The organism is Kitasatospora sp. NPDC127035 (genome assembly GCF_042726075.1).
Classification (GTDB): Bacteria; Actinomycetota; Actinomycetes; order Streptomycetales; family Streptomycetaceae; genus Kitasatospora.
In genome coordinates this window covers 135,495-160,714 of the sequence record NZ_JBHXDN010000002.1, presented here as the reverse complement: position 1 = coordinate 160,714, position 25,220 = coordinate 135,495, and the positions used below count along the sequence as shown (strand labels likewise).

The following is a 25,220-nucleotide window of genomic DNA, read 5'->3' as shown; positions in this document are numbered from 1 at the left end:
CCCCGCACACCCACCCCGTCCATGCCCACCCCGTCCACGCCCTTCCGCCCCGTCCGCACCCCGGCCCGCACCCGCGGGCGCAGCCGCCGGAGGCCGGGTGATCTTCGTGGCGCGACAGCCTACGCGATCACGCCGGGTGCTCCTCGTCGGCCTTCTTCCGGGCCCGGCTCGGCTGGACCCGGGTCGGCTCCCCGGCCGCCTTCGGGTGGTCCGGTGGATACGGCAGTTCACCCAGCCCCTCGTCCGTCACCTGCCGCTCGTACAGCTCCAGCAGGCTCTCCAGCCGGAACGCCTCCTCGTCCATCTCCGCCTGCAGGTCGCCGAGTTCGGCGAACCGGGCGGGCACCGTCCGCAGGTCGAAGTCCTCCGGCAGCGCGTCGTCCACCTCGTCCCAGCGCAGCGGTGTCGACGCCGTAGCCCGCGGCCGGGCGCGCAGCGAGTAGGCGGAGGCGATGGTGCGGTCCCGCGCCATCTGGTTGTAGTCGACGAAGATCCGCTCGCCGCGCTCCTCCTTCCACCAGGCCGTCGTCACCCGGCCGGGAAGCCGCCGTTCCAGCTCCCGGCCCAGCGCGATCACCGCGTGCCGCCCGTCCGTGAACGTCCACTCCGGCACCAGCGGCACGTACACGTGAAGCCCGCGCCCGCCCGAGGTCTTCGGCCAGCCGCGCAACCCGTGCTCCTCCAGCACCGCCCGCAGTTCGTGCGCCACCCGCGCCGCGTCCCGGAAGTCCGTCCCCGGTTGCGGGTCCAGGTCGATCCGCAGCTCGTCGACGTGTTCGGTGTCCCCGCGCCGCACCGGCCACGGGTGGAAGGTCAGACAGCCCAGATTGGCCGCCCAGAGGACGGCGGCCGGCTCGGTCGGGCAGATCTCGTCGGCCGACCGCCCGCTCGGGAAGGCGATCCGGGCGGTCGGCAGCCAGTCCGGCAGGCCCTTCGGCGCCCGCTTCTGGTAGAAGAACTCGCCCTCGACCCCGTCCGGGAACCGCTGGAGCGTGGTCGGCCGGTCCCGCAGCCCGCGCAGCGCCCCGTCCGCGACCGCCAGGTAGTACTCGGCGACGTCCAGCTTGGTAAAGCCACGCTCCGGGAAGTACACCTTGTCGGGGTTCGAGAGCCGGACACTGCGCCCGGCGACATCCAGTTCCACGGCAGAGCCCATGCCTCTCACGCTAAGCGCGCCCCGCCCGCGGCGCGCCCCGAGGCGGCCCCGGCGCGTGCCCCGCCCCGCCGTCCAGGGCCCGCCGCCGCGCGGCGGCGGGCCTTCGGCGCGAGGATCGGGACCATGGACCTGCCCGTCATGCCGCCGGTCGCGCCGATGCTCGCCAAGTCGGTCGCGAAGATCCCGCCCGGAATGCAGTACGAGGCCAAGTGGGACGGCTTCCGCACCGTTGTCTTCCGCGACGGCGACGAGATCGAGCTCGGCAGCCGCACCGGCAAGCCGCTCACCCGCTACTTCCCCGAGCTCGTCGAGGCGCTGCGCCGTGAGACACCCCCGCGCTGCGTGCTGGACGGCGAGGTGGTCATCGCCCGCGAGGGCCGGCTCCGGTTCGAGGAGCTCCTCGAACGCATCCACCCCGCCGCCAGCCGCGTCGCCCTGCTCGCCGAACGCACCCCCGCCTCCTTCGTCGCCTTCGACCTGCTCGCCCTCGGTGACCGGTCGCTGATCGACGAGCCCCTCGCCGCGCGCCGCACCGCCCTGGAGGCGGCCCTCGCCGACGCCGCCGACCCCGTCTTCACGGCCCCCGCCTCCACGGACCGCGACCTCGCCGACACCTGGTTCGCCCGGTACGAGGGCGCCGGTCTGGACGGCGTCGTCGCCAAGCCCCTCGACCAGCCCTACCGGCCGGGCGAGCGCGCCATGTACAAGATCAAGCACGAGCGAACCGCGGACTGCGTCGTCGCCGGCTACCGCGAACACAAGAGCGGCCCGATCGTCGGTTCCCTCCTGCTCGGTCTGCACGACGCCGACGGCCGCCTCCAGCACGTCGGCGTCTGTGCGGCCTTCCCGATGGCCCGCCGCCGCGAACTCGTCGAGGAGCTGGCCCCGTTGCGGATGGCCGACACCGGCGCCCACCCCTGGGGCGCCTGGGCCGACGAGGCCGCCCACGCGGACGCCCGGCTGCCCGGCGCGCAGAGCCGGTGGACCGGCGGCAAGGACCTCTCCTGGGTGCCGCTGCGCCCGGAGCGCGTCGCCGAGGTCCGCTACGACCACATGGAGGGCACCCGCTTCCGGCACACCGCCCAGTTCCGCCGCTGGCGCCCCGACCGCACCCCCGGGAGCTGTACCTACGAGCAGCTGGAGGAACCGGTCTCCTACGACCTCGCGCAGGTCCTGGGCATCTGACCGGACCTCGACGGCCCCGCCCGAAGCCGGATTCCCAGGCTTCGGGCGGGGCCGTGCGGGCCGTCGGCGCCGCGCACGGAGGACCCGCCGGTCAGGCGTTCGCGTTCGACGAGGGCGACTTCGGGGACGGCGAGGGCGACTTCGACGACGGGGACCCCGACGAGGGCGAGGGGGACTTGGAGGGGGACGCCGACGACGCCGACGACGTGGCGGACGGGGACCCCGAGCCGGCCGGCGCCGCCGGGAGCGTGTAGACGTTCGCGGGCGAGATGATCTCGGTGACGGCCTGCGCGAACAGCGTCGACGGCTCCTGACCCTGGAACGACACGTCGGTGTTCAGCAGTACCACCAGCGAGGTCTGCGCCGACGGCAGGTAGACCACCACGCTCTGGTAGCCCGGCAGTGAGCCGTTGTGCCCGATCCACCCGTGGTCGTAGAAGATCCCGAGCCCGTACCAGGTGTCGGGCACCGTCGAGGGCTGCGGCTTCAGCCGCTGCGCCTGCGTCTGCGGGGTCAGCAGCGTTCCGGTGGCCACCACCTTGGCCCACTTCTGGAGGTCCGCCTGGTCCGAGATGATCGCCCCCGCGGCCCAGGCCCAGGACGGGTCCCAGTCGGTGGCGTCCGCGATCGCCCCGTTCGGCGTCTGGTTGGTGTAGCCGCGGGCGTGCGGCTGCGGGAACTCGCTGCCGACCGGGAACACCGTCCGGCCCAGGCCCGCCGGTTCGAACACCTGCTGCTTCAGGAACGTCCCGAGCGGCTGCCCGCCGAGCTTCTCGATCACCAGGCCCAGCAGCACCGTATTGGTGTTGGAGTACTCGAACTTGGCGCCGGGCGCGAAGTTCACCGGATGCTTGAACGCGTAGGAGAGCAGCTGCTGGGGCGTGAACACCCGGTCCGGGTCGGCCTCCAGGGTCTGCACGAACTCCTCGTCCTGGGTGTACGAGAAGAGGCCGCTCTGCATGGCCGCGAGCTGGCGCAGCGTGATCGTGTCGCCGTTGGGCACGTCCGACACGTACGTGCCGATCGGGTCGTCCAGGCCCGCCTTGCCCTGGTCGACCAGCTTGAGCAGTCCGGTGACCGTGAAGGTCTTCGTCTCGCTGCCGATCCGCATGTTGAGACCGGTCACCATCGGCGTGCCCGCGACCTTGTCGGAGACGCCGAAGGCCTTGAGGTAGTTGCCGCCCGGGGACGACACGCTGACGATCACACCGGGGATCGAGGCCTCCCGCAGCACCCGCTGCACGGCCGTGTCCAGCCGCGCCGTGACGTCCGAGGTGATCGGCACCACCGCCCCGCCGGAGCTCGCCGACGCCGACGGCCCGGAGGAGGAGGCCGTCGCCGACGGGCTCAGCGCCGCCGGGACGGCGGTCACCGCCCCCGCGGCGGGCGGATCGGACGCCGCCCCGCCCGAGCAGCCGGCCGCGCCCAGCAGCCCGGCCAGCGCCAGCACCGCCGGGGCCGACCGGGTGCGCCGCCGCTGGGGGGCGGGGCGCGGGGGGCGGGGATTCGCCGCGGAATTCGTCGTCATCTTCGAGGCGCCTCTCTGGGCCGGACGGACCCGGAGCAGCGCTCCACGGGCCCCTGGGGGGAGCGATCGCCACCGTATGCGCGCCGCCGCGGGCCCGCGCGCCGGCGGTCGTCCCGCTGGCCCGAACGGACCCAAGGCTCAGCCGCACGCCCCAGTCCCGCTCGCGGACGGGCGCCGTCTCCCCATCCCGCCGGCCGCCGCCCTCCCCGCGGCCCCGGCCCGCGCGCACCCACGCCGCCGGCCACCGCCACCGCCGGCCGACGCGACCCCGGCGGGACACCCCGCGACCCCGCAGGACCACCCCGTGCGCTCCGCCGTACGAGTGGCCACCGGCATGCCGCGAGGGCCCCCGACCCCAGCTCGGGCACGATCGTTTAGCCCAGCTGTGGCGGCCCTTAAGAATTCCTCGATGGACCGCACCCCCTCTCACCAGGCAGATTGCTGCCTGCCCGGAATGCGGACACCAGGACCTCCTGGAAGCCTGCAAGGAACCGCCACTCCCCGCCGGGCCCCGTCGGCCTGCCCACACCGGGCCGCCACCCACCGTGCGTCAGGAGCCACCGCCGTGAAGGCACTCGTCAAGCAGAAGGCCGAGCCCGGACTCTGGCTGGTGGACGTCCCCACCCCGGTGATCGGCCCCGGTGAGGTGCTCATCAAGGTGCTGCGCACCGGCATCTGCGGTACCGACCTGCACATCCGCAAGTGGGACGGCTGGGCGCAGCAGACCATCAGGACCCCGCTGGTGCTCGGCCACGAGTTCGTTGGCGAGGTCGCCGAGATCGGCTCGGCCGTCGCGGACATCGCCGTCGGTGACCTGGTCAGCGGCGAGGGCCACCTGGTCTGCGGCAAGTGCCGCAACTGCCTGGCCGGCCGCCGCCACCTCTGCCGCAACACCGTGGGCCTGGGCGTCGGCCGCGACGGCGCCTTCGCCGAGTACGTGGCGCTGCCCGCCTCCAACGTCTGGGTGCACCGGGTGCCGGTCGACCTCGACGTCGCCGCGATCTTCGACCCGTTCGGCAACGCCGTCCACACCGCGCTCTCGTTCCCGCTGGTCGGCGAGGACGTGCTGATCACCGGAGCCGGTCCGATCGGCATCATGGCCGCCGCCGTCGCCAAGCACGCCGGCGCCCGCAACGTGATGATCACCGACGTCTCGCCCTACCGGCTCGACCTCGCCCGCAAGGTCGGTGTCTCGCTGGCGCTCAACGTCGCCGAGCACACCATCGAGGAGGGCCAGCAGAAGCTCGGCCTGCGCGAGGGCTTCGACGTCGGCCTGGAGATGTCCGGCCGCCCCGAGGCGCTCCAGTCGATGATCGCCAACATGACGCACGGCGGGAAGATCGCCGTGCTCGGCCTGCCCGCCGAGGAGTTCCCGGTCGACTGGGCCTCCGTCGTGACCTCGATGATCACCATCAAGGGCATCTACGGCCGCGAGATGTTCGAGACCTGGTACGCGATGTCCGTCCTGCTGGAGGGCGGGCTGGACCTCAGCCCCGTGATCACCGGCCGGTACCCCGCCGCCGACTTCGAGGCCGCGTTCGACGAGGCGGCCGGCGGCCGCTGCGGCAAGATCATCCTCGACTGGACCGTCTGACCACCGGACGAGCCCGCCCGGGAACGGACGAGACCGTCCGCGACCCCCTTCGCCCTCGCTCACTCGTGTAGGAGTCTGCTGTGATCGACAACGTGCGTGACGACCTGGCCGCCACCCTCGACGAGATCCGCGAGGCGGGCCTCTTCAAGCCGGAGCGGGTGATCGGCAGCCCGCAGAGCGCCGCCGTCACCGTCACCGGCGGCGGCACTCCCGGCGAGGTGCTCAACTTCTGCGCCAACAACTACCTCGGTCTCGCCGACCACCCGGACGTGATCGCCGCCGCCAAGGACGCGCTCGACCGCTGGGGCTACGGCATGGCGTCCGTCCGCTTCATCTGCGGCACCCAGGACGTCCACAAGGAGTTGGAGGAGCGCCTCTCCGCGTTCCTCGGCCAGGAGGACACCATCCTCTACTCCTCCTGCTTCGACGCCAACGGCGGCGTCTTCGAGACCCTGCTCGACGAGCGCGACGCGGTCATCTCGGACGCCCTCAACCACGCGAGCATCATCGACGGCATCCGCCTCTGCAAGGCGCGCCGCCACCGCTACGCCAACCGTGACCTGGCCGACCTGGAGCAGCAGCTCAAGGAGGCCCAGGGCGCGCGCCGCCGCCTCATCGTCACCGACGGCGTGTTCTCGATGGACGGCTACGTCGCCCCGCTGCGGGAGATCTGCGACCTGGCCGACCGCTACGACGCGATGGTCATGGTCGACGACTCGCACGCGGTCGGCTTCGTCGGCCCGGGCGGGCGCGGCACCCCCGAGCTGCACGGCGTGATGGACCGCGTCGACATCATCACCGGCACCCTCGGCAAGGCGCTCGGCGGAGCGTCGGGCGGTTACGTGGCCGCACGCCGCGAGATCGTCGCCCTGCTGCGCCAGCGCTCGCGGCCGTACCTGTTCTCCAACTCGCTCGCGCCGGTCATCGCCGCCGCCTCGCTGAAGGTGCTCGACCTGGTCGAGCAGTCCACCGACCTGCGGGAGCGGCTGGTGGCCAACACCGCGCTGTTCCGGTCGAAGATGACCGAGGCCGGCTTCGAGATCCTGCCCGGCGACCACCCGATCGCCCCGGTGATGATCGGCGACGCGGCCGAGGCAGGCCGGCTCGCCGAGCTGCTGCTGGAGCGCGGCGTGTACGTGATCGGGTTCTCGTACCCGGTCGTGCCGCACGGCCAGGCCCGGATCCGGGTGCAGCTCTCGGCCGCGCACTCCACCGAGGACGTCGAGCGCGCCGTCGCCGCCTTCGTCGACGCGCGCGCCGCGCTGGGGAAGTAGCCCGGCAGCGGGGGAGGACCCCGCGGAGCCGGCCCCCGTCCGGGCCGGCTCCCCGCTGACCGCCCGTGGCACGTCCGCTCGGAACCGGACGTGCCACGGGCTCCGAAAGCCGCCGCGCGGCGGGGCCCGGACCGGCCCGCCCCGCCACGCGGCACCCGAAGACCACCTGCCCCACCCTCCCGCACGGGAGTGGGGGGGGGGGGGCGCCCGGGGCGCCCCGCCCCCGCGGCGGGGGGGCCGCCCCCCACGCCGGCAGGCCACCGGGGCGGGACCGTCCGCCGGTGTTGTCCGAGGCCACCGCTACGGTCCTGCCCATGGAACAGGAACGTGCCGAGCGCGTGGACCCGCTGCCCGACCGGGTCGGCCACGTGGCCGGCGTCGAGTCGCTCACGCTGGACGGCCACCGCTACTACTTCGGCTTCGACCACCGGAGCGACCTGGTCGTCTCGCCGCTGGTCGACGACCCGGGCACGATGGCGGCCTTCGCGGCCGAGCACATGAGGCAGACCGACGGCCGGCACGACGAGGCCTTCTGGGCGGAGCTCGTCGCCCACGCGGTCGAGACGTCGGCCCTGGTGCCGGAGGACACGGACCGGGAGTTCACCACGGCGGGTCTGCGCGCCGGCCTGCCCGACCCGGGGAGTCACCTGCTCTGTCTGCTGGGCGCGACGGGCGAGTGGGACGACGCGTCCACGTCGCCGGAGGTCCAGCGGGCCTGCGCACGGCTGGGGTTCGACGAGGACGACGTCGCCGAGGCGCTGGACGCATGTCTGCGGGCCGTCCTGGAGGACGGCGCGGGCGGCCGGCCCGACGAGTGGGCGGTCGTGCGCGGCGTCCTCACGTCGGCGCTGAGGGACCTGCCCGGCAACTGGGCCCTGCTCTTCTCCCCGCTGGCAGAGGCCGTCGCCGGTCACGCCTGAGCGCCCGGTCACGCCGCAGGGGGCGGCGGTCGGGAACGCCGTGGCCGTCCCGGGTGAGGGGAGCGCCCACCCGGGACGGCCGTCCGCCGCAGGGCCGGAGCCCGGGCGCGCCCGTCAGCGCGCTCCGCCGTTGACGTACAGGGTCTGCCCGCTGACGTAGGAGGCGTCCTCGCTCGCCAGGAACGCGACCACCGAGGCGACCTCCTCGGGCTGCCCGACCCGCCGGAGCGGCGTCCGGGCGGCCACCTCCGTCCGGTGGTCCTCCGCCGTGGCGCCGACCCGCTCGGCGGTGGCGGCGGTCATCGGGGTCGCGATGTAGCCGGGGGCGACGGCGTTGACGTTGATGTTGAACGGGCCCAGCTCGATCGCCAGGGTCGCGGTCAGGCCCTGGATCCCGGCCTTGGCGGCGGCGTAGTTGGCCTGGCCGCGGTTGCCGAGGGCGGAGCGCGAACTGAGCGAGACGATCTTGCCGTACTTCTGCGCCACCATGTACTTCTGGGCGACGTGGCTGCAGTTGTAGGCACTCGTGAGGTTGACCGTCAGCACCGCGTCCCAGTCGGCCCTGGGCATCTTGAAGAAGAGGTTGTCCCGGGTGATCCCGGCGTTGTTCACCAGGATGTGCAGGCCGCCGAGATCCTGCGCCACCTGCGCGAAGACCGCCTCGACGGCGTCGTAGTCGGCCACGTCGCAGCCGTACGCCCGGGCGGTGCCGCCCTTGGCGGTGATCTCCTCGACCGTGCCGGCCGTCCGCCCGGCGTCGAGGTCGACCACGGCGACCGCCGCGCCCTCCGCGGCCAGCAGCCGGGCGGTGGCCGCTCCGATGCCCTGCGCCGCGCCGGTGACGACGGCGACCTTGCCTGCAAAACGAGTCACAACGGTTCCTTCGGTAGCTCTTCGGGAGGGGGTCGGGAAGCCGGCGGACGGGCTGCCGACAGCTTCCCGTCGTCTGTCGTCTGCCGCCTGTCGTCAGGCGCCAGGTGTCGTCCGAGTCCGCGCGGCAGGCCGTCAGGCCGACTCGACGAGGACCGCCGTCCCCTGGCCGACGCCCACGCACATGGCCGCGAGCCCGCGGCGCCCGCCGGTGCGGCGCATCCGGTGCAGCAGGGTGGTGAGGATGCGGGCGCCGGAGCCGCCGAGCGGATGGCCGAGCGCGATGGCGCCGCCGGTCGGGTTGACCAGCTCCGGGTCGAGGCCCAACTGGTCGACCGAGGCCAGGACCTGGGCCGCGAAGGCCTCGTTCAGCTCGGCCTCCTCGATCTCGCCGAGCGACCAGCCGGCCCGGGCGAGTGCCTTGCGGGTGGCGGGCACGGGGCCGATGCCCATGACGTCCGGGTGCACGCCGGCCGAGGCGCCGGCCACGTACCGGCCGAGCGGCCGGAGGCCGAACTCGTGCAGCGCCTCCTCGCTGACCAGGACGAGCCCGGCCGCGCCGTCGTTCATCGGCGAGGCGTTGCCCGCCGTCACCGTGCCCTCGGGGCGGAAGGCGGGCTTGAGCCGGGCGAGCTTCTCCGGACCGGTGTCCTCGCGGATCGACTCGTCCGCATCGACGATCACCCCGTTCGGCCGCTCGACCGGGATCAGCTCGGCGTCGAAGTGCCCGTCCTTACGGGCGGCGGCGGCTCGTCGGTGGCTGCGGAGCGCGAAGGCGTCCTGGCGCTCACGGCTGATGCCGTAGCGGGTGGCGACCTCCTCGGCGGTCTCGCCCATCGACAGCACACCGTGCAGTTCGGGCATCCGCGGGTTGGTGAGCCGCCAGCCGAGCCGGGTGTCGTAGGTCTCGATCCGGTGCGGCAGCGCCTCGTCGGGGCGGGGGAGGACGAACGGTGCCCGGGTCATCGACTCGCAGCCGCCGGCCAGCACGACGTCCGCCTCGCCGGAGCCGATCGCCCGGGCGGCCATGGTGACCGCCTCCAGGCCGGAGGCGCAGAGCCGGTTGACGGTGGCGCCGGGGACGCTGTCCGGCAGGCCGGCGAGCAGCACGGCCATCCGGGCGGCGTTCCGGTTGTCCTCGCCGGCCTGGTTGGCGGCGCCCCAGTAGACGTCGTCGATCCGGGCCGGGTCGAGGGCGGGCAGATCGGCGAGCAGGGCGCGCAGCACGGTCGCCGAGAGGTCGTCGGGGCGGACCGTGGCGAGCGCTCCGCGCAGCCGGCCGATGGGGGTGCGGCGGGCGGCGGCGAAGTAGACAGGACGCACGACGTCGGGCTCCTTGTCGGGAGGGAGGGGGCAGCCGGCCGGAGTGGTCGTCAGGCCGGGAGGTGTGGTCGGAGGGATCGGGTCGGAGGGATCGGGCCGGAGGGGCGGTCAGAAGGCGTTGACGCCGGTGAGCGCGCGGCCGATGAGCAGTTGGTGGATCTGACTGGTGCCCTCGTAGAGGGTCATCACCCGGGCGTCGCGCAGGTACTTGCCGACGGGGTACTCGTCGATGAACCCGTAGCCCCCGAAGACCTGGAGCGCGTTGTTGGCGGCCCGGACGGCGGCCTCACTGGCGAAGAGCTTGGCGACGGAGGACTCGGTGGCGAACGGCAGTCCGCGGTCGATGTGGTCGGCGACCTTCCAGGTGAGCAGCCTGGCGGCCTCGACGTCCACGGCGATGCCGGCGAGCAACTGCTGCACCAGCTGGTGGGAGGCGATCGGCGCACCGAACTGCTCGCGTTCGCCCGCGTACCGGACGGCGGCGTCCAGGCAGGCCCGGGCGATGCCGACGCAGCCGGCGGCGACCGACATGCGTCCCTTGGCGAGCGCGGCCATGGCGACGGTGAAGCCCTTGCCGGTCTCGCCGAGCCGGGCGCTGTCGGGCACCCGGACGGCGTCGAAGGCCAGTTCCGCGGTGGTCTGGCCGCGCAGGCCGAGCTTGCCGTGGATCTCGGTGCGGGTGAAGCCGGGCAGGTCGGTGGGGACGAGGAAGGCGGTGATGCCCCGGTGTCCCCGCCGGTCGGGGTCGTCGCCGCCGGTGCGGGCGAAGACGAGGGCGACGTCGGCCCAGGTTCCGTTGGTGATGAACATCTTGGCGCCGCTGATCAGCCAGTCGTCGCCGTCGCGGACGGCACGGGTGGTGAGGTTGGCGGCGTCCGAGCCGGTGCCGGGTTCGGTGAGGGCGAAGCAGCCGAGCGCCTCGCCGGCGGTGAGCCGGGGCAGCCAGTGCCGCTTCTGTTCCTCGGTTCCGAAGGAGTTGATCGACTTGCCGACCAGGCCGAGCGAGACCGAGACGATGCCGCGTACGGCGGAGTCGCCGCGGCCCAGTTCCTCCAGGACCAGGCAGTAGGCGAGGTGGTCGCCGCCGCTGCCCCCGTACTCCTCCGGGAGGGTCAGGCCGAGGAAGCCGAGCGCGCCGAGTCTGGCGATGATCGCGCGGTCGACGGACTCGGCGCGGTCCCACGCGGCGGCGTGCGGCGCGATCTCGCGGTCGGTGAAGGAGGCCGCGAGGTCGCGGACGGCGGCCTGCTCCTCGGTGAGCTCCAGGTTCATGGCGACCCCGATAAACTAGCGCTGCAAGTTTTACGAGGGGACTGTAGCCCCGACCGGGCGCGCTGGGAAGGGGCACCTGCCAGAATCGGTCCCCACACCCACCCGACCGGAGGAACCGCGCCGATGGCCCGCCCCCGAACCCCGCTGCTCAGCCGCGAGCGCATCGTCGCCGCCGCTCTGCGGCTGGTCGACGAGGAGGGGCTGGCCGCCCTCTCGACCCGCCGCCTGGCCACCGAGCTGTCCGTGAGCGGGCCGTCCCTCTACAACCACTTCGCCACCAAGGACGAGTTGCTGGACGCGGTGGTGGACGGGGTCATCGGCGAGGTCGACCTGTCGATGTTCGGCGCGGGTGCGCCCTGGCCGGAGGCGCTGCGCGACTGGGCCCGCTCCTACCGCGCCGCGCTGGCCGCCCACCCCCACATCGTCCCCGTGCTCGCCCAGGGCCCCGGGCGCCGGCCGAACGCGCTGCGACTGGCCGACGCCGTCTTCGGGTGCCTGGTCGAGGCGGGCTGGCCGCGCGGGCAGGCGACCCGGATCGGCGCGCTGATGCGGTACTTCGTCACCGGCTCGGCGCTGGCCTCGTTCGCGGCCGGGTTCCCCGAGGACGCCGGGCTGTACGACGCCGCCGACTACCCGCACCTCGGCGAGGCCCACCGGCTGGCCGAGCACCGGACGGCGATCGACGAGGGCGCCTTCGAGACCGGCCTGGAGGCGCTGCTCGACGGGCTCGCCCTGCGCTACGAGCGTGGTCCGGCCGCCGTGGCCGCCGCGGGCGCTGCGGGCGCCGCGGGCGGACCGGGTGCGGCCGGTCGCCCGGACGCCTCCGACGGCCGGGCCGGTTCCGACGGTTCCGACGGTCCGGGTGGTTCCGCCGCACCCGACCGTGCTCACCAGGCCGCGCGGGTCACGAACGCGGGCCGCAACGAGGAGTCCACCGGGTCGTAGTACCGGTGGTAGACGGGGGTCAGCCCGCCCGAGACCGGTGGCACGATCCAGCTCCAGTCGGCCGGGGTGGGCCGGCCGAGCCGTCGCTCCTGCGCGACGTGCCGGAGGAACCGCTCCGATTCGGTGTGGTGGTCGGCGATGGCCACCCCGGCCTCCTGGAACGAGTGCAGCACCGCCACGTTGAGCTCCACCAGCGCGCGGTCCCGCCACAGGGTGCGGTCGTGGGAGGTGTCCAGCCCGAGCCGCCCGGCGACAGTGGCGAGCATGTCGTAGCGGTCGGCGTCGGCCAGGTTGCGGGCGCCGATCTCGGTGCCCATGTACCAGCCGTTGAACGGGGCGGTGGGGTAGCGGACACCACCGATCTCCAGCGTCATGTCACTGATCGCCGGGACGGCGTACCAGCGCAGGCCCAGCTCGGCGAACCACGCGTGGTCGGGGTGGACGAGGTCGACCTCGAGCGTGGTGTCGTCCGGCAGTTCGTACCACTCGGGCCGCTCGCCGGGCCGCTCCTGCACCAGCAGCGGCAGCACCTCGAACCGATCCTCGCCGCACTTCCACCCGAGGTCCCGGGCCCGGGCGGCGAGCCGGGCCCCGGCCGGGTCGCCCGTCCACCCGCCGTCCGCCGTCGGGTGGCCGGCGTACCGGACGAGCTGCTGGTTGAGGATGCGGGCCGCCGGACGGCCGGGCCGGTCGGGGGCGAACACCGAGACCACCGGGCGGATCCGCCCGCCGTTGGTGGCGGTGCGCAGGTGCTCGAAGGACTCGGCGGCGATGTCGTCGGCGGAGCTCAGGTGCCGCAGGTCGCGGACCACGAGGCTGCGCCAGTACAGCCGGCCGATGCAGCGGGCGGCGTTGCGCCAGGCGAGCCGGGCGCCGTGGGCCAGCTCGGCGGGCGTGTGCTCGTAGGTGCCGGTCCGGTCGATCTCGTCGAGGACGGCGCGGACGCGCGGCTCCGGGTCCCCGGCGGCGGGCTGCTCGCGGTGGAACTGCCGGACGAAGTCGGCGGCCTGCCGGGGGTCGGTGAAGTGGTCCGCGAGGTCCGCCGGGCTCGCGGGGTCGGCCTGGCTCGCGGGGTCGGCCGGGTCCGCGGGGTCGGCCGGGTCCGCCTGGTCCGCGGACCAGGCGGCGTCGGGGCCTTCAGGTCCTTCCGGGCCCTCGGCGTCGGCCGACGGGGGCGCCCCGCCGGGAGCCGCCGCCTCCTCGGGCACCAGGTGGCCGTGGACGTGGGCGTGCGAGTACGGGCAGGTCCCGCCGTTCGCGGCGGTGGGTCTGCGGGCGCTGCGGGTGCGAAGCCGGTCGAAGATCAAGGACATCCCTCCTGCCGTCCAGGGATACCGGAGGTGTCCGGTGCGCCGCAGAGAGTGAACGATTCGGCCCCCGCACCCGGGCTCTTGGCGCTAGGGTGCGGGGGCCGGGGAGGTTCGGCGGGGGCTCAGCCCATGTCCTCCAGTCGCACGCCCTTGGTCTCCTTCATGAACTTCGCCACGAAGACGATCGACAGCGCCGCGAAGACCGCGTAGGCGAGGTACGTCGCGGAGAGGTTCCAGCGCGAGAGCGCCGGGAACGAGACGGTGACGGCCCAGTTGGCGAGCCACTGCGCCGAGGCGGCCACCGAGAGCGCGGCGGCGCGGATCCGGTTGGGGAACATCTCGCCGAGCATGACCCAGACCACCACGCCCCAGGAGAGCGCGAAGAACAGCACGAAGGCGTTGGCGGCGATCAGCGCGACGGTGCCCTGGAGGTCGGGCAGCGTGACGTCGTCGCCGGTGCCGGTGGCGGAGGAGAACGCCCAGGCGCAGGCGCCCAGTGCGACGGCCATGCCGGCCGAGCCGATCAGCGCGAGCGGCTTGCGGCCGATCCGGTCGACCAGAAGGATCGCGACGGCGGTGCCGAGGATGTTGATGACCGATCCGATGAAGCTGATCAGCAGCGAGTTGGTCTGGTCGATGCCCACCGACTGCCAGAGGATCGACGAGTAGTAGAAGATCACGTTGATGCCGACGAGCTGCTGGAAGACCGAGAGCCCGATGCCGACCCAGACGATCGGCAGCAGACCGAACCGTCCGCCGAGCAGGTCGCGGAAGCGCGGACGGTGGTCCGTGTCGATCAGTCCCCGGATCTCGGCGATCCGGGCGTCGGTGTCGGAGTCCTTGCCCTCGACCTCGGCGAGCACGGTGCGGGCCTCGTCCAGGCGGCCGGCCGAGATCAGGAAGCGCGGGGACTCGGGGATGGTGGAGGCGAGCACGAAGTAGACCGCGGCGGGCACGACGCAGATCCCGAGCATCCACTGCCAGGCCTCCAGGCCGAGCAGGTGGCCGCGGGTCTCACCGCCGGCCGCGTCCGCCAGCACCCAGTTGACCAGCTGGGAGACGGCGATGCCGAGGACGATCGCCGCCTGCTGGAACGAGGCCAGCCGGCCGCGGTACTTCGTCGGCGCGACCTCGGCGATGTAGGTCGGGGCGATCACCGAGGCGATGCCGATGGCCGCTCCGCCCAGGACCCGCCAGAAGGCGAGGTCCCAGGCGGAGAACGGCAGCATCGAGCCGACGGCGCTGACCGCGAAGAGCAGCGCTCCCGCCTTCATCACGGTGATCCGGCCGTACCGGTCGGCGAACCGCCCGGCCAGCGCGGCGCCGACCGCCGAGCCCAGCAGCGCGGAGGAGACGATCAGCCCGGTCACGCCGTCACCGACGCCGAACTTCTCCTGGATCCCGGAGACGGCCCCGTTGATCACGGAGCTGTCGTAGCCGAACAGGAAGCCGCCGAGGGCCGCGGCGGCGGTGATGAAGACGACGAAGCCGAGCCGGCCGGACGACGGCCCGGTCTCGGCCGCCGAGGGCCCCGCGGGCTGCTGGGTGACGCTCACGATCTTGACTCCTGGTACTCAACGCTGAGCTTGGTAGCCGAGATCGTAACCCCTCAATGTTCAAGTGTTGTACGTGGGATGCCCGTAGCCCCCGGCCTGGATTAGTAAGGTGAACGATCAAATCGGAGGGGACGGCAGGGCTCCACCGATCAGGCGGGCCGGGCCAGCGAGAGCCCGAACCGGCCCTCGTCGTCGGTCCACCACTCGGTGAGCCGCATGCCCGCCGCCGCCAGCTCCTCGGCCACCCGCTCCCGGCGGAACTTGGCCGACACCTCGGTGCGCAGCTCCTCGCCCTCGTCGAAGTGGACCGGCAGGTCCAGCTCCGGGATCTTCACGGTCTGGTCCCGCAGTGACCGCAGCCGCATCTCGATCCACTCCCGCTCCGGGTCCCAGAGCGCCACGTGCTCGAAGGCCTCCGGGTCGAAGTCGGCGGCCAGCTCCCGGTTGAGCACGTTCAGCACGTTCCGGTTGAACTCCGCCGTCACCCCGGCCGCGTCGTCGTAGGCGGCGACCAGGACCGCCGGGTCCTTGACCAGGTCGGTGCCGAGCAGCAGGAAGTCACCCGGGTCGAGGGCGGCGCGCAGCCCGCGCAGGAAGGCGGCGCGCTCCGCGGGCAGCAGGTTGCCGAGGGTGCCGCCGAGGAACGCGACCAGGCGGGGTCCGCCGTCCGGCGGCAGGCCGAGCCGGGCGGTGAAGTCGGCCAGCACGCCGTGCACCGCCAGCCCCGGGTACTCGGTGGCGAGCGCCGCGCCGGCCGCGCCCAGCGCGCTCTCGCTGACGTCCACCGGCACGTACGCGTCCAGCGTGCCCAGGTCGCGCAGTGCGTCCAGCAGCAGCCGGGTCTTCTCGGAGGAGCCCGAACCCAGCTCGACCAGGGTGCGGGCCCGGGTGACGGCGGCGATCTCGCCGGCCCGGGCGGTCAGGATGGCCCGCTCGGCACGGGTCGGGTAGTACTCGGGCAGCCGGGTGATCTCCTCGAACAGCTCGCTGCCCCGGGCGTCGTAGAACCACTTGGGCGGCAGCGACTTGGGCTCGGAGGTCAGGCCGTGCTGCACGTCGTACCGCAGGGCGGTGCTGAAGTGGTCGGCGGGCAGCAGTCGGGTGAGATCGAAGGTGCTCATGGCAGATGGATCCTCTGTTCAGGAAGTGAAGAAAGGAGGAGATCTTCAGGAGAGAAGGCTTCGGGAGGGAAGGATTCAGGAGGCCCGGGCGAGAGGGGTGACGGTGACCCCGGCCGGGCCGGCCAGCAGCAGCGACCGGTCCGGGACGGCCGTCCAGTCCGGGTGGTCGTCGGAGGGCTCGGAGGCCACCAGCACGCCGAGGCCGGGCACCGTTCGGTGGTGCAGGGTGTCGCCCCAGGCCGTCGCGGCGACGGCCCGCCCGTCGGTGAGCAGCAGGTTGAGCCGCCCGTCCGTGTGGGCGGTCACGTCCGCGACGGTGCCCGCCAGCGCCTCGCCCAGGCCCGCGCCCGCGCGCAACCGGTGCAGGGTCAGTGCCCAGAGCAGTGCCGAGTCGGTCCGCGCCACCAGCCCCAGCAGCTCGGCGGGCGGCAGCAGCGACGCCACCGCGCCCAGCCGCTCCGGCCAGCCGGCCACGGCGCCGTTGTGGCTGAACAGCCAGGGTCCGGCGGCGAACGGCGCGGCGGCCTCCTCGCCCGCCGCGCAGCCCTCGGTGGCCGAGCGGACGGCCGCCAGCAGCGCCCGGGTGCGCAGGACCCGGGCGAGATCGGCGAAGGAGGCGTCCGCCCAGACCGGCCCGGCCCGCCGGTAGCGGGCCGGGACGTCGTCGCCCTCCGCGTACCAGCCGAGGCCGAAGCCGTCCGCGTTGACCGTGCCGTACTGCTGGACGCGCGGTGCCCAGGACTGCCGGTAGAGCCCGAACGGCGGTGCCACCAGCAGCTCCCGGGGCGCCACCGGCTCTCCCAGGTAGGCGAGGTGACGGCACATCAGCCGGAATCCACGTCGGCGGCGGTGCGGAACCCGGCGAAGATCTGGCGCCGGATCGGGTAGTCCCAGTTGCGGAAGGTGCCCCGGCAGGCGACCGGAGCCACGGCGAAGCAGCCGCCGCGCAGCACCTTGTGCTCCGGCCCGAAGAAGACCTCCGAGTACTCCCGGTACGGCCAGGCGCGGAAGCCCGGGTACGGCCGGAAGTCGCTGGACGTCCACTCCCAGACGTCGCCCATCAGCTGCCGCACCCCGTACGGGGACTGCCCGGCGGGGTAGCTGCCGGCCGGGGCCGGGCGCAGGTGCCGCTGGCCGAGGTTGGCGTGCTGCGGGGCCGGTGACGCGTCGCCCCAGGGGTGGCGGCGCGAGCGGCCGGTGGCCGGGTCGTGCCGTGCGGCCTTCTCCCACTCGGCCTCGGTCGGCAGCCGCCGCCCGGCCCACCGTGCGTAGGCGTCCGCCTCGTACCAGCTGACGTGCAGCACCGGCTCGTCGTGCGGTACGGCCTCCAGCACGCCGAAGCGCCGGCGCAGCCACTGGTCGCCGTCCCGGCGCCAGAACAGCGGGGCGGTGAGTCCGGCCTGCTGCCGGTGCTCCCAGCCCTCGGGCGTCCACCAGCGCGGTTCGTCGTAGCCGCCGTCGGCCAGGAACCGCAGGTAGGCGCCGTTGGTGACCGGCGTGGTGTCCAGCCGGAAGGCGGGCAGGTCGACCCGGTGGGCGGGGCGTTCGTTGTCCAGTGCCCACGGTTCGGTGTCGGTGCCCATGGTGAACGGCCCGGCCGGGACCAGCACGTCGGCGGGCAGCCCGGCCGCGTCCGCCGGGGCGGGCGGCGGCGGGGGAGCGGCCAGGGCGGGCTCGCCCCGGCGGAGCTGATGGGTGATCAGCATCGTCTCGTCGTGCTGCTGTTCGTGCTGGGCGATCATGCCGAAGGCGAAACCGGCGTCCAGTAGGGGTGCGCCCTCCAGCGGGCTGGCGGCGAGCAGGTCGAGCACCCGGCCGCGGACGTCGTGCGCGTACGCGCGGGCCTCCCCGGGCGGGAGCAGCGGCAGCCTGGGCCGCTCGGCCCGCGGGTGCTCGAACGCGTCGTAGAGCGGGTCGATCTCGGGGTGCATCGGGTCGCGGCCGCCGATGTTGCGCAGCAGCCAGAGCTCCTCCTGGTTCCCGATGTGCGCGAGGTCCCAGACCAGCGGGGACATCAGGGGGGAGTGCTGGGCGGTGAGGTCGTGCTCCCCGACGCAGTCGGTCAGTGCGGCGGTGCGGGCGCGGGCGGCCAGCAACTCGGAGGCGATCGTCTCGCGCAGGGTCTCCAACGGCAGCGAGTCCAACGGCAGCGAGTCCAACGGCAGAGCGTCCAACAGCAGCGCGTTCGTCGGCAGCGCGCCCGGCGACAGGGGGGTCGGGGAGGGAGCGGTCGGCTGTCCCGGTGCGGGCGTGCCGGCCGGGCGGGCGTCGCGCACGGTCCGTGCCGCGTGCGCGTCAGCGGCGGTGCGGGCGTCGTCGGTCATGGTGCGGCCTCCTCCGGGGGAGTGCGTAGGCTGCCGGAGCGCAGGGCGTCCAGCTGGTCGTCGGCCGGGCAGCGGCCGCGCGCGGGGTAGCGCTCGGCGAACTCGGCGACGACGGCGCGCAGCCGTTCGGCCCCGGGCATCCGGCCCAGCGCGGCGTCGGCGGCGGCGAAGCAGGTCAGGGTGGCGCGGCGCAGCTCGGGGTCGGCCACGGCCAGGGTGGCGGCCCGGCGCCAGACGTCGCTGCGCGGCGGGCGCGGTCCGTCCGGGCACTCCAGCGGCTCCAGCGCGGCGAGCGCGGCGTCGGCGGCCACCGGGTCGTCCAGCAGGGCGGTGGCCAGGGCGGCGGGGACGATCCAGCCGTCGCCGGGCTGGGCGTCGATCATCCGCAGCTCCAGGTAGCCGTGCGGGCGGACCGGCGGGAAGAGCGTGGTGCGGTGGTAGTCGAGGTCGGCCAGGGTGGGCGGGCGCTCGCCGCGGCCGCGCAGCCAGTCGCGGAAGGTCAGCCCGGCCGGCGCGGTCCACGGGAGGCCGTCGTGACGGCGGACGCAGAGGACCTCGGCGTCCAGCACGTAGCGGGTCCAGGCCTCGCGCGGGTCGCCGTGGTCCGGTGACGGGGCGAGCGTGCGGCTGGGGTCCATCCGGGACCAGACGGTCTGGCGGGTGGACCGGTGGCCGGTGGGCCGGCCGTCCAGCAGCGGAGAGTTGGCGAAGGCGGCGACCAGGACGGGGCCGAGCCGGTGGGCGAGGCGCCATCGTCGGTCGAGCGAGTGCGGGCCGCTCTCCGCGCCGGAGTCCAGGCAGACCTGGAGGGAGGCGGTGCCGGTCATCATGATGCGGCCCCAGGGACCGGCCGAATTGAAGAACCGTTCCATCGCCACGTAGCGCGGGTGGTCCAGCACCATCTGGCGGGGTCGGGCCAGGGGGTCGGTGCCGGTACCGGTGAGCCGCAGGCCCTGTGCCGCGAAGGCGGCCCGCAGGGCGGCGAGGTCGCGCCGGGTGTCGGCGACGCAGCCGGTGAGGCTGTCGGCGGGCGGGGAGCTGAGCTCTACCTGGCCGCCGGGTTCGAGGGTGAGACGGGAACCGGAGGGGAGCGAGGTCCCGTCGGGGCCGCCGAGCGGCAGTGCGTTCAGTGCGGCGTGCAGTCGTTCCGGAAGGACGGGGTGGGTCGGACATCGGTCGTCGTGGACGAACCACTCCAGCTCGACGCCGACCAGGCGGGGCGGCCCGATCTTGAAGCAGACGCCGGCCATGTGGCCGCGCGCCTCGGACTCGGTGAGCGGTGTCACCGTGGTGGGGCTCCCACCGGGGCGGAGTGCGCCTCCGGGGGGTCCGGCGGCGGACGGCCCGCCGCTCTGCCGGTCGGGCGGGCTGGTCGGTCGAACGGGTATCACCGGACTCACCATCCTCGGGATCACGATTGCGGCCCGGTCTACTCTGCCCAGTCTGCTACGGACCATGCGGAGTCGCCCCACAAACATCTGCTGCAGAGGATTCACCGCAGGTCAGAAGGGGTACGAGAGGGTGAATCAGGCCCGGTGCCGGGCCTTCGGCGGCTCCCCGAAGCAGCCGTTCGGCAGTCGTTCCGCCGCCGTTCGGCCGCCGTGCGCGGCCGTCCGCCGACCTCGGCCGCCGTGCCTCGCCGTCAGGCCCCGTCCGCCGGACCGGCCCCGAGGTGGGCGGCCAGGCCGCGCCGGCCGCGGTGCATCATCACGGCGTGGTTGGCCCGGAACAGCAGGTGGGCGGGGACGGCGAGGCGGCGCAGCAGGGCACTGGCCGGGCGGGCGTCCTCCTCGAAGAGGACCTCGGAGCCGCCGGCGCCGTCCGCCGTGACCGTCCAGCGCGACCAGCCGATCAGGTCGGCGTCCATGGCGGCCTCCAGCACGCCGGCCCCGTGGTCCCGTCGGGTCGTCGTGAGCCGGATCACCAGCCGGTACGGGAGCAGGGCGCGGACCAGCACCTCCCCGCTGTCCGGGCCGGTCTGCCGGACGTCACGGATGTCGGGCCACCAGCGGGGGTAGCCCGGTACGTCCTCCAGGGCCGCGTACACGGCGCCCGGCGGTGCGGCCAGGCGCCACGTCCCGCGGAACCGGTAGTGGTTGAGATCCACGGGCGCACTCTAGTCCGGGCGGGTCCCGGCCCGGTCCGGGTTCGGCAGGTTCGCCGGGTCCGGCGGGTCCGGCGCGAACTCGACCGGGAGGACCACGGCACTCCGCTTGCACGCATTCGGCGTGCGGAGGAGGATCTTTTGTGCTTGTAGTCTCATCAGTCACAGCCGCCCCTCCAGGCGGCCGGTCCACCGGAAGACGAAGCGAAGGAGTTCCGAGGATGCGGCGACCGAACTGGGTACCGGAAGGCACGGACCTGGACAAACCGAACGCCGCGCGGGTCTACGACTACTACCTCGGAGGCTCGCACAACTTCGAGGTCGACCGGGAGATGGCCCGCAAGGCGATCGCCCTCTGGCCCGAGCTGCCGCAGATCATGCGCTCCAACCGCGCCTTCCTGCGCCGCGCCGTGCAGTTCACCGCCGAACGCGGCATCACCCGCTTCCTGGACATCGGTTCCGGCATCCCCACCTTCGGCGCGGTCCACGAGATCGCCCGCGCGATCCGCCCCGAGGCCCAGGTGGTGTACGTGGACCGCGACCCGGTCGCCGTCGCGCACAGCCGCCTGCTCCTGGAGGGCGACGAGGGCTGCTCGGCCGTCCAGGCCGACGTCCGCGACATCGACGACCTGATGTCCCGCCCCGAGGTGACCGACCTGCTGGCGGCGGGGGAACCGGTGGCCGTCCTGCTGGTCGCGGTCATGCACTTCGTCGAGGACCAGGACAACCCCTGGAAGCTGATCGAGGTGATCCGCGACGCCCTCCCGCCGGGCAGCGCCCTCGTCCTCTCGCACGCCTCCCTGGAAGGCCGGCCCGACCAGGCCGAGGACCACCAGCGGCTGTACAAGATGACGCCCACTCCGCTCACCATGCGCACCCACGAACAGATCACCACCATGTTCACCGGCTTCGACCTGGTCGAGCCGGGCGTGGTCTACCTGCCGCAGTGGCGCCCCGAGCAGCCGGAGGCCGTCGGCCGCAACCCCGAGCGGATGACCGGAGTGGCAGGCGTGGGGTTCCGCCCGTGATCGGAGCACCGGAGCCGAGCAGCAGCGCCGAACGGTTCCACGCGGACTGGGCGCGCCTGCTCTCCGGTGACCACGGCACGGCGGTCCATCCCGGCCTGGTCGGCCGGCTCGTCTCCCGGACCGCCGCGCTGCTCCACCGCGCCCAGCTGGAGGAGCCGTTCGAGCCCCAGCTGGCCGCCGAGGCCGGGGCCCACCTGGTCGAGGCGCACTTCATCGACCCGGTGGTGCTGGCCCGGGCGGTGGAACTGCTCCAGCAGCAGCCGACCCCCGACGGCCGCGGACCCGCCCTCAGCGGTGCGTTCGCGGCCGGCTGGGCCGCCGCCCTGCGCGAGCGCACGCTGCGCGAGCAGGAGGCCATCCGCACCGCCGCCGACGTGGCCCGCAAGGAGGCCGAACGGGCCCTGCGGGCCTCCGAGGCCCGGTTCCGGGCGCTGTTCGAGAGCGCCGCGATCGGCATCGGCATCGGCGACACCGACGGCAACATCCTGGCCGTCAACAAGGCGCTCCAGGAGCTGTTCGGCGCCGGCCCGGAGGACATGACCGGCCGCCGCGTCGGCGACCTCGTCCACCCCGAGGACGCCCCGGGCGTCTGGGAGGCGTACGAGGACCTGATCAGCGGCAAGCGCGAGTACTTCCAGTTCGACAAGCCGTACTACCGGCAGGACGGCGAGGTGGTCTGGACCCACCTGACCGTCTCGCTGATCCGGGACGACGACGGCGTCCCGCAGTACCAGGTGGCGATGCTGGAGGACGTCACCGACCGCTACCGGCTCCAGGAGCGGCTGCGCCACCAGGCCACCCACGACCCGCTGACCGGCCTGCCCAACCGCGCCGCCTTCTTCGAACGGCTGGAGAAGCTCTTCGAGGACCCGGACCCGGGCGCCCGGTTCGGCCTCTGCTACGTCGACCTCGACGGCTTCAAGGTGGTCAACGACAGCCTCGGCCACGACACCGGCGACCAGCTGCTCGCCGCCGTCGCGGCCCGGCTGAAGGCCGCCCTCAGCCCGCTCGGCCACCTGGTCGCCCGGCTCGGCGGGGACGAGTTCGTCGTCCTGCTGGAGAACAGCCGCGGCGAGCAGGAGGCGGTGGCCGCCGCCAAGACCGTGCTCAAGGCGCTCGCCGGGCCGGTGCTGATCGGCGACCACAAGCTCGCCGTCGGCGCCAGCGTCGGCGTGCTGGAGCGGAGGGTCTCCACCACCACCCCCGGCGCCGCCGTCCGCGCCGCCGACCTGACCCTCTACCGCGCCAAGGAGGCCGGCCGGGGCCGCTGGACCCTCTTCGACCCCAAGGAGAACGCCCGCGCCGTCTCCCGGTACGCGGTCTCGGTGCGGATGCCCGCGGCCCTCGACCGGGGCGAGTTCTTCATCGACTACCAGCCGCTGTACGCGCTGGCCGACGGCCGGCTGGCCGCCGTCGAGGCACTGGTCCGCTGGCGCCACCCGCAGCTCGGCGTGCTCGGCCCGGACGAGTTCGTCACCACCGCCGAGGAGACCGGGCTGATCATGCCGCTCGGCCGCTGGGTGCTGGAGCAGGCCTGCGGCCAGGCGGCCGAATGGATCAAGCGGTTCGGCGACGCCGCTCCGCAGCTCAACGTCAACCTGGCGGTCCGCCAGGCCCGCAGCGCGGCCCTGGTCACCGACCTCGGCCGGATCCTCGACACCACCGGCCTCGACCCGGCCCGGCTCCAGCTGGAGATCACCGAGTCCACCGTGGTCGGCCCGGAGGACGAGGCGCTGCGCACCCTGCACGGGCTGGTCGGCCTCGGCGTCTCGCTCGCCGTCGACGACTTCGGCACCGGCTGGTCGAACCTCGCCTACCTGCGCGACCTGCCCGTCTCCGGCCTGAAGATCGCCGGCTCCTTCGTCGGGGACCTGCACGACCCGGCCAAGGACGAGTCGACCGGCTGGCGGATCGTCAGCGGTCTGGTCTCGATGGCGCACGCCCTCGGGCTGACCGTCACCGCCGAGGGCGTGGAGACCCGGCGGGACGCCGAGCGGCTGCGCCGGATCGGCTGCGACTGGGCGCAGGGCTGGCACTTCGGCCGCCCGGTCCGCCCCGCCGAGATCGCCCGCCGTATCGTCGAGGAGCCGCGGGGCCGCCCGGTCCCGCCCGCCTGAGGCGGCGTCCGGCGCAGCTCCGGGCGTCGAGCTGCGGACGTCCCGTCCTGCCCGGCCCGGCCCTGCCCGGCCGGCCGACTGTGCGCGGCCCGACCCCGCCCGGCTGCCAGGCCCCGTCGTGGTCCTCAGCCCACCAGGCGGGAGAGCTCGATCGAGTGTCCCGTCCGCTCCACCTTGGCCCGCAGGTAGCGGACGTTGGAGGGGGACAGGTGGACGCCGGTGGGCACCCGGTCGTGGACCGTGACGCCCAGGCGGGTCAGCTGGGCGGCCTTGTCCGGGTTGTTGCTCAGCAGGTCGATCCCGGTGACGCCCAGCGCGCCGAGCATCTGGGCGGCCGCGGTGTAGTCGCGGCCGTCCTCGGGCAGACCGAGCGCGGTGTTGGCGTCGTACGTGTCCAGGCCGGCATCCTGCAGGGCGTACGCGTCGAGCTTGTTGTACAGCCCGATGCCCCGGCCCTCCTGCCGCAGGTAGAGCAGGTACCCGCCGGCCGTCGTGATCCGCTCCACCGACTCGCGCAACTGCGGGCCGCAGTCGCAGCGGTCCGAGCCGAACACGTCCCCGGTGAGGCACTCCGAGTGCAGCCGCACGAGCGGCGTGCCGCCCGCCGGCACCTCGCCGAGGGCCAGGGCGAGGTGCTCCGCGCCGTCCGCCAGCCCGTGGAAGGTGGACACCTCCGCGTCGGCCCGGTACCCGTCCGGGAACGTCAGCGGGATCCGGACGCGGGACCGCACGGTGGCGGCACCGGTCTGCGGCGGGACGTGCTGCGGCATGGGGGCCTCCGTGACAGAAGTGGTGATCGGATCCCGACCGTACTAGGTAGTTCCAATTTGAACAACATGGTTCGGGTGCCCCGCGTACTCCGGCGCACGGCGACGCAGCCTCGCAACACCGCTCCCACCACGCCTGTTCCCGGCCGCCCGGCCCTGCCCGGCCCCGCCCGGCGACGCCGGCCCGCACGGCCGCCGGCGTGCCCGCTCGCCGGGAGCGGGGCGGGTTCCTCCGGGGCGTGAGTTCTTCCTCGGTCTCGGGCGGAATCCTTTCCGGTGGCGCCGTTCTCCCGGTCGGTGCCGTGCGGTACCGGGCCGGTGGCGGACCCTCGGACCCCTTGGTCGCCGAATGGGGAAATGCGTGAACGAGGATCGGGGGTGCGGCCCTGTCCGTAGGGGCTCGGCGGAATGATCCGGTGCGCCGCGGAACGTGCCCGGTGGCACCGCGCCGGATCGGAAAGACCGGGCCGAACCGGGGGGATCGCGCTTCGAAGGTGTTCGTCCACGCAGCACGGGCGGCTGTGGCGTTACATGTCCAGAAATGTGCGCGGCCATTTCTCGCTGTGTGTGCGTGCGGAATATGACTCGATTTCGTTCGTGCCCGTGGAAATCCGATGCGGGACATCGTCGGCGCTGGTGACGGTGCCCCCGGCCCGGGGTCGGGTGAATTCCTTTCGGAGGAATCCCGGGCGCCGGTCGAAGGCCCGGTCGCGGCGGTGGGGGCGGACGGGTCGGTGCTTCGTGTGGTTCCGGTGCGTCTGCGACCGGTCGACCGGGTTGCCCGGAATGCGGAAGGCGGCGGACAAATGCGGCCGACGGTGGGAGA

General features: G+C 73.8%; 19 protein-coding genes and 1 pseudogene. 7 read left to right on the top strand and 13 right to left on the bottom strand.

Going from position 1 to position 25,220, the window contains the following annotated elements:
• Nucleotides 1-127: 127 nt before the first annotated feature.
• Complete coding sequence (gene ligD / locus ACFWIC_RS01705; RefSeq protein WP_329884150.1) at nt 128-1,144, bottom strand: non-homologous end-joining DNA ligase; 1,017 nt, start codon at nt 1,142-1,144, stop codon at nt 128-130.
• Nucleotides 1,145-1,279: 135 nt separating this feature from the next.
• On the opposite strand from ligD, the gene ACFWIC_RS01700 reads away from it, so the two are divergent.
• Complete coding sequence (locus tag ACFWIC_RS01700) at nt 1,280-2,341, top strand: ATP-dependent DNA ligase (protein WP_380514882.1); 1,062 nt, start codon at nt 1,280-1,282, stop codon at nt 2,339-2,341.
• 91 nt (nt 2,342-2,432) lie between these two features.
• On the opposite strand, the gene ACFWIC_RS01695 is transcribed toward ACFWIC_RS01700, so the two are convergent.
• Nucleotides 2,433-3,869 carry a serine hydrolase domain-containing protein gene (locus tag ACFWIC_RS01695; RefSeq protein ID WP_380514879.1) on the bottom strand — a complete coding sequence of 479 codons (1,437 nt, stop codon included), beginning with the start codon at nt 3,867-3,869 and terminating at the stop codon, nt 2,433-2,435.
• 565 nt (nt 3,870-4,434) lie between these two features.
• Between ACFWIC_RS01695 and tdh the strand changes: the two genes are divergently transcribed.
• The 3 genes from tdh (at nt 4,435) to ACFWIC_RS01680 (ending at nt 7,657) form a co-directional block, all read left to right on the top strand.
• Complete coding sequence (tdh, locus tag ACFWIC_RS01690; protein ID WP_329952907.1) at nt 4,435-5,463, top strand: L-threonine 3-dehydrogenase; 1,029 nt, start codon at nt 4,435-4,437, stop codon at nt 5,461-5,463.
• 80 nt (nt 5,464-5,543) lie between these two features.
• Nucleotides 5,544-6,737, top strand: a complete 1,194-nt coding sequence (locus tag ACFWIC_RS01685; RefSeq protein WP_355401129.1) for a glycine C-acetyltransferase — start codon at nt 5,544-5,546, stop codon at nt 6,735-6,737.
• A gap of 314 nt (nt 6,738-7,051) precedes the next feature.
• Nucleotides 7,052-7,657 carry a hypothetical protein gene (locus tag ACFWIC_RS01680; RefSeq protein WP_380514875.1) on the top strand — a complete coding sequence of 202 codons (606 nt, stop codon included), beginning with the start codon at nt 7,052-7,054 and terminating at the stop codon, nt 7,655-7,657.
• Nucleotides 7,658-7,771: 114 nt separating this feature from the next.
• Here the strand turns inward: ACFWIC_RS01680 and fabG are convergent, their stop codons facing one another.
• The 3 genes from fabG to ACFWIC_RS01665 all read right to left on the bottom strand — a co-directional run bounded on the left by fabG (nt 7,772) and on the right by ACFWIC_RS01665 (nt 11,122).
• Nucleotides 7,772-8,530 (bottom strand): 3-oxoacyl-ACP reductase FabG, encoded by a 759-nt coding sequence (fabG, locus tag ACFWIC_RS01675; RefSeq protein ID WP_380514872.1) that lies wholly within the window; start codon nt 8,528-8,530, stop codon nt 7,772-7,774.
• A 132-nt stretch (nt 8,531-8,662) separates the two neighbouring features.
• Nucleotides 8,663-9,850 (bottom strand): thiolase family protein, encoded by a 1,188-nt coding sequence (locus ACFWIC_RS01670; RefSeq protein ID WP_380514869.1) that lies wholly within the window; start codon nt 9,848-9,850, stop codon nt 8,663-8,665.
• Nucleotides 9,851-9,958: 108 nt separating this feature from the next.
• A complete protein-coding gene (locus ACFWIC_RS01665) occupies nt 9,959-11,122 on the bottom strand; it encodes an acyl-CoA dehydrogenase family protein (RefSeq protein ID WP_329880403.1) in 1,164 nt (387 codons plus the stop codon).
• Between the two features lie 123 nt (nt 11,123-11,245).
• On the opposite strand from ACFWIC_RS01665, the pseudogene ACFWIC_RS01660 reads away from it, so the two are divergent.
• Nucleotides 11,246-11,869 (top strand): annotated as a pseudogene (locus tag ACFWIC_RS01660) (TetR/AcrR family transcriptional regulator); the annotation flags it as partial.
• Nucleotides 11,870-12,009: 140 nt separating this feature from the next.
• Here the strand turns inward: ACFWIC_RS01660 and ACFWIC_RS01655 are convergent.
• From ACFWIC_RS01655 to ACFWIC_RS01625, 7 genes are all read right to left on the bottom strand, one after another.
• Nucleotides 12,010-13,380 carry a nitric oxide synthase oxygenase gene (locus tag ACFWIC_RS01655; protein ID WP_380514866.1) on the bottom strand — a complete coding sequence of 457 codons (1,371 nt, stop codon included), beginning with the start codon at nt 13,378-13,380 and terminating at the stop codon, nt 12,010-12,012.
• A gap of 119 nt (nt 13,381-13,499) precedes the next feature.
• Nucleotides 13,500-14,936 (bottom strand): sugar porter family MFS transporter, encoded by a 1,437-nt coding sequence (locus ACFWIC_RS01650; protein ID WP_380353366.1) that lies wholly within the window; start codon nt 14,934-14,936, stop codon nt 13,500-13,502.
• A 146-nt stretch (nt 14,937-15,082) separates the two neighbouring features.
• Complete coding sequence (egtD, locus tag ACFWIC_RS01645; protein WP_329948858.1) at nt 15,083-16,054, bottom strand: L-histidine N(alpha)-methyltransferase; 972 nt, start codon at nt 16,052-16,054, stop codon at nt 15,083-15,085.
• Nucleotides 16,055-16,129: 75 nt separating this feature from the next.
• Nucleotides 16,130-16,879, bottom strand: coding sequence for an ergothioneine biosynthesis protein EgtC (egtC, locus tag ACFWIC_RS01640; protein WP_380514863.1), 750 nt, complete (start codon nt 16,877-16,879; stop codon nt 16,130-16,132).
• Entirely contained in the window at nt 16,879-18,378 is a 1,500-nt protein-coding gene (gene egtB, locus ACFWIC_RS01635; RefSeq protein WP_380514860.1) for an ergothioneine biosynthesis protein EgtB, read from the bottom strand. The genes egtC and egtB overlap by 1 nt, the downstream gene beginning before the upstream one ends.
• Nucleotides 18,375-19,664 carry an ergothioneine biosynthesis glutamate--cysteine ligase EgtA gene (gene egtA / locus ACFWIC_RS01630; RefSeq protein ID WP_329948855.1) on the bottom strand — a complete coding sequence of 430 codons (1,290 nt, stop codon included), beginning with the start codon at nt 19,662-19,664 and terminating at the stop codon, nt 18,375-18,377. The genes egtB and egtA overlap by 4 nt, the downstream gene beginning before the upstream one ends.
• 356 nt (nt 19,665-20,020) lie before the next feature.
• The gene (locus ACFWIC_RS01625) at nt 20,021-20,485 is read right to left on the bottom strand and encodes an SRPBCC family protein (RefSeq protein ID WP_329948854.1); all 465 of its coding nucleotides are present in this window, start codon (nt 20,483-20,485) and stop codon (nt 20,021-20,023) included.
• A 218-nt stretch (nt 20,486-20,703) separates the two neighbouring features.
• Between ACFWIC_RS01625 and ACFWIC_RS01620 the strand changes: the two genes are divergently transcribed.
• Nucleotides 20,704-21,510 (top strand): SAM-dependent methyltransferase, encoded by an 807-nt coding sequence (locus ACFWIC_RS01620; protein ID WP_329880389.1) that lies wholly within the window; start codon nt 20,704-20,706, stop codon nt 21,508-21,510.
• Complete coding sequence (locus ACFWIC_RS01615) at nt 21,507-23,627, top strand: putative bifunctional diguanylate cyclase/phosphodiesterase (protein WP_380514855.1); 2,121 nt, start codon at nt 21,507-21,509, stop codon at nt 23,625-23,627. The genes ACFWIC_RS01620 and ACFWIC_RS01615 overlap by 4 nt, the downstream gene beginning before the upstream one ends.
• Before the next feature lie 125 nt (nt 23,628-23,752).
• Here ACFWIC_RS01615 and ribA read toward each other — a convergent pair whose 3' ends face one another.
• Nucleotides 23,753-24,397: a GTP cyclohydrolase II gene (gene ribA / locus ACFWIC_RS01610; RefSeq protein ID WP_355404571.1), complete on the bottom strand. Its 645-nt coding sequence runs from the start codon at nt 24,395-24,397 to the stop codon at nt 23,753-23,755.
• Nucleotides 24,398-25,220 lie beyond the last annotated feature (823 nt).

What these genes read in the sequence shown, in the direction of transcription:
- ACFWIC_RS01700 (WP_380514882.1), top strand. Translation starts at nt 1,280, where the DNA reads ATGGACCTGCCCGTCATGCCGCCGGTCGCGCCGATGCTCGCCAAGTCG.
- ACFWIC_RS01695 (WP_380514879.1), bottom strand. Translation starts at nt 3,869, where the DNA reads ATGACGACGAATTCCGCGGCGAATCCCCGCCCCCCGCGCCCCGCCCCC.
- ACFWIC_RS01680 (WP_380514875.1), top strand. Translation starts at nt 7,052, where the DNA reads ATGGAACAGGAACGTGCCGAGCGCGTGGACCCGCTGCCCGACCGGGTC.
- ACFWIC_RS01665 (WP_329880403.1), bottom strand. Translation starts at nt 11,122, where the DNA reads ATGAACCTGGAGCTCACCGAGGAGCAGGCCGCCGTCCGCGACCTCGCG.
- ACFWIC_RS01655 (WP_380514866.1), bottom strand. Translation starts at nt 13,380, where the DNA reads ATGTCCTTGATCTTCGACCGGCTTCGCACCCGCAGCGCCCGCAGACCC.
- egtD (WP_329948858.1), bottom strand. Translation starts at nt 16,054, where the DNA reads ATGAGCACCTTCGATCTCACCCGACTGCTGCCCGCCGACCACTTCAGC.
- egtC (WP_380514863.1), bottom strand. Translation starts at nt 16,879, where the DNA reads ATGTGCCGTCACCTCGCCTACCTGGGAGAGCCGGTGGCGCCCCGGGAG.
- egtB (WP_380514860.1), bottom strand. Translation starts at nt 18,378, where the DNA reads ATGACCGACGACGCCCGCACCGCCGCTGACGCGCACGCGGCACGGACC.
- ACFWIC_RS01620 (WP_329880389.1), top strand. Translation starts at nt 20,704, where the DNA reads ATGCGGCGACCGAACTGGGTACCGGAAGGCACGGACCTGGACAAACCG.
- ribA (WP_355404571.1), bottom strand. Translation starts at nt 24,397, where the DNA reads ATGCCGCAGCACGTCCCGCCGCAGACCGGTGCCGCCACCGTGCGGTCC.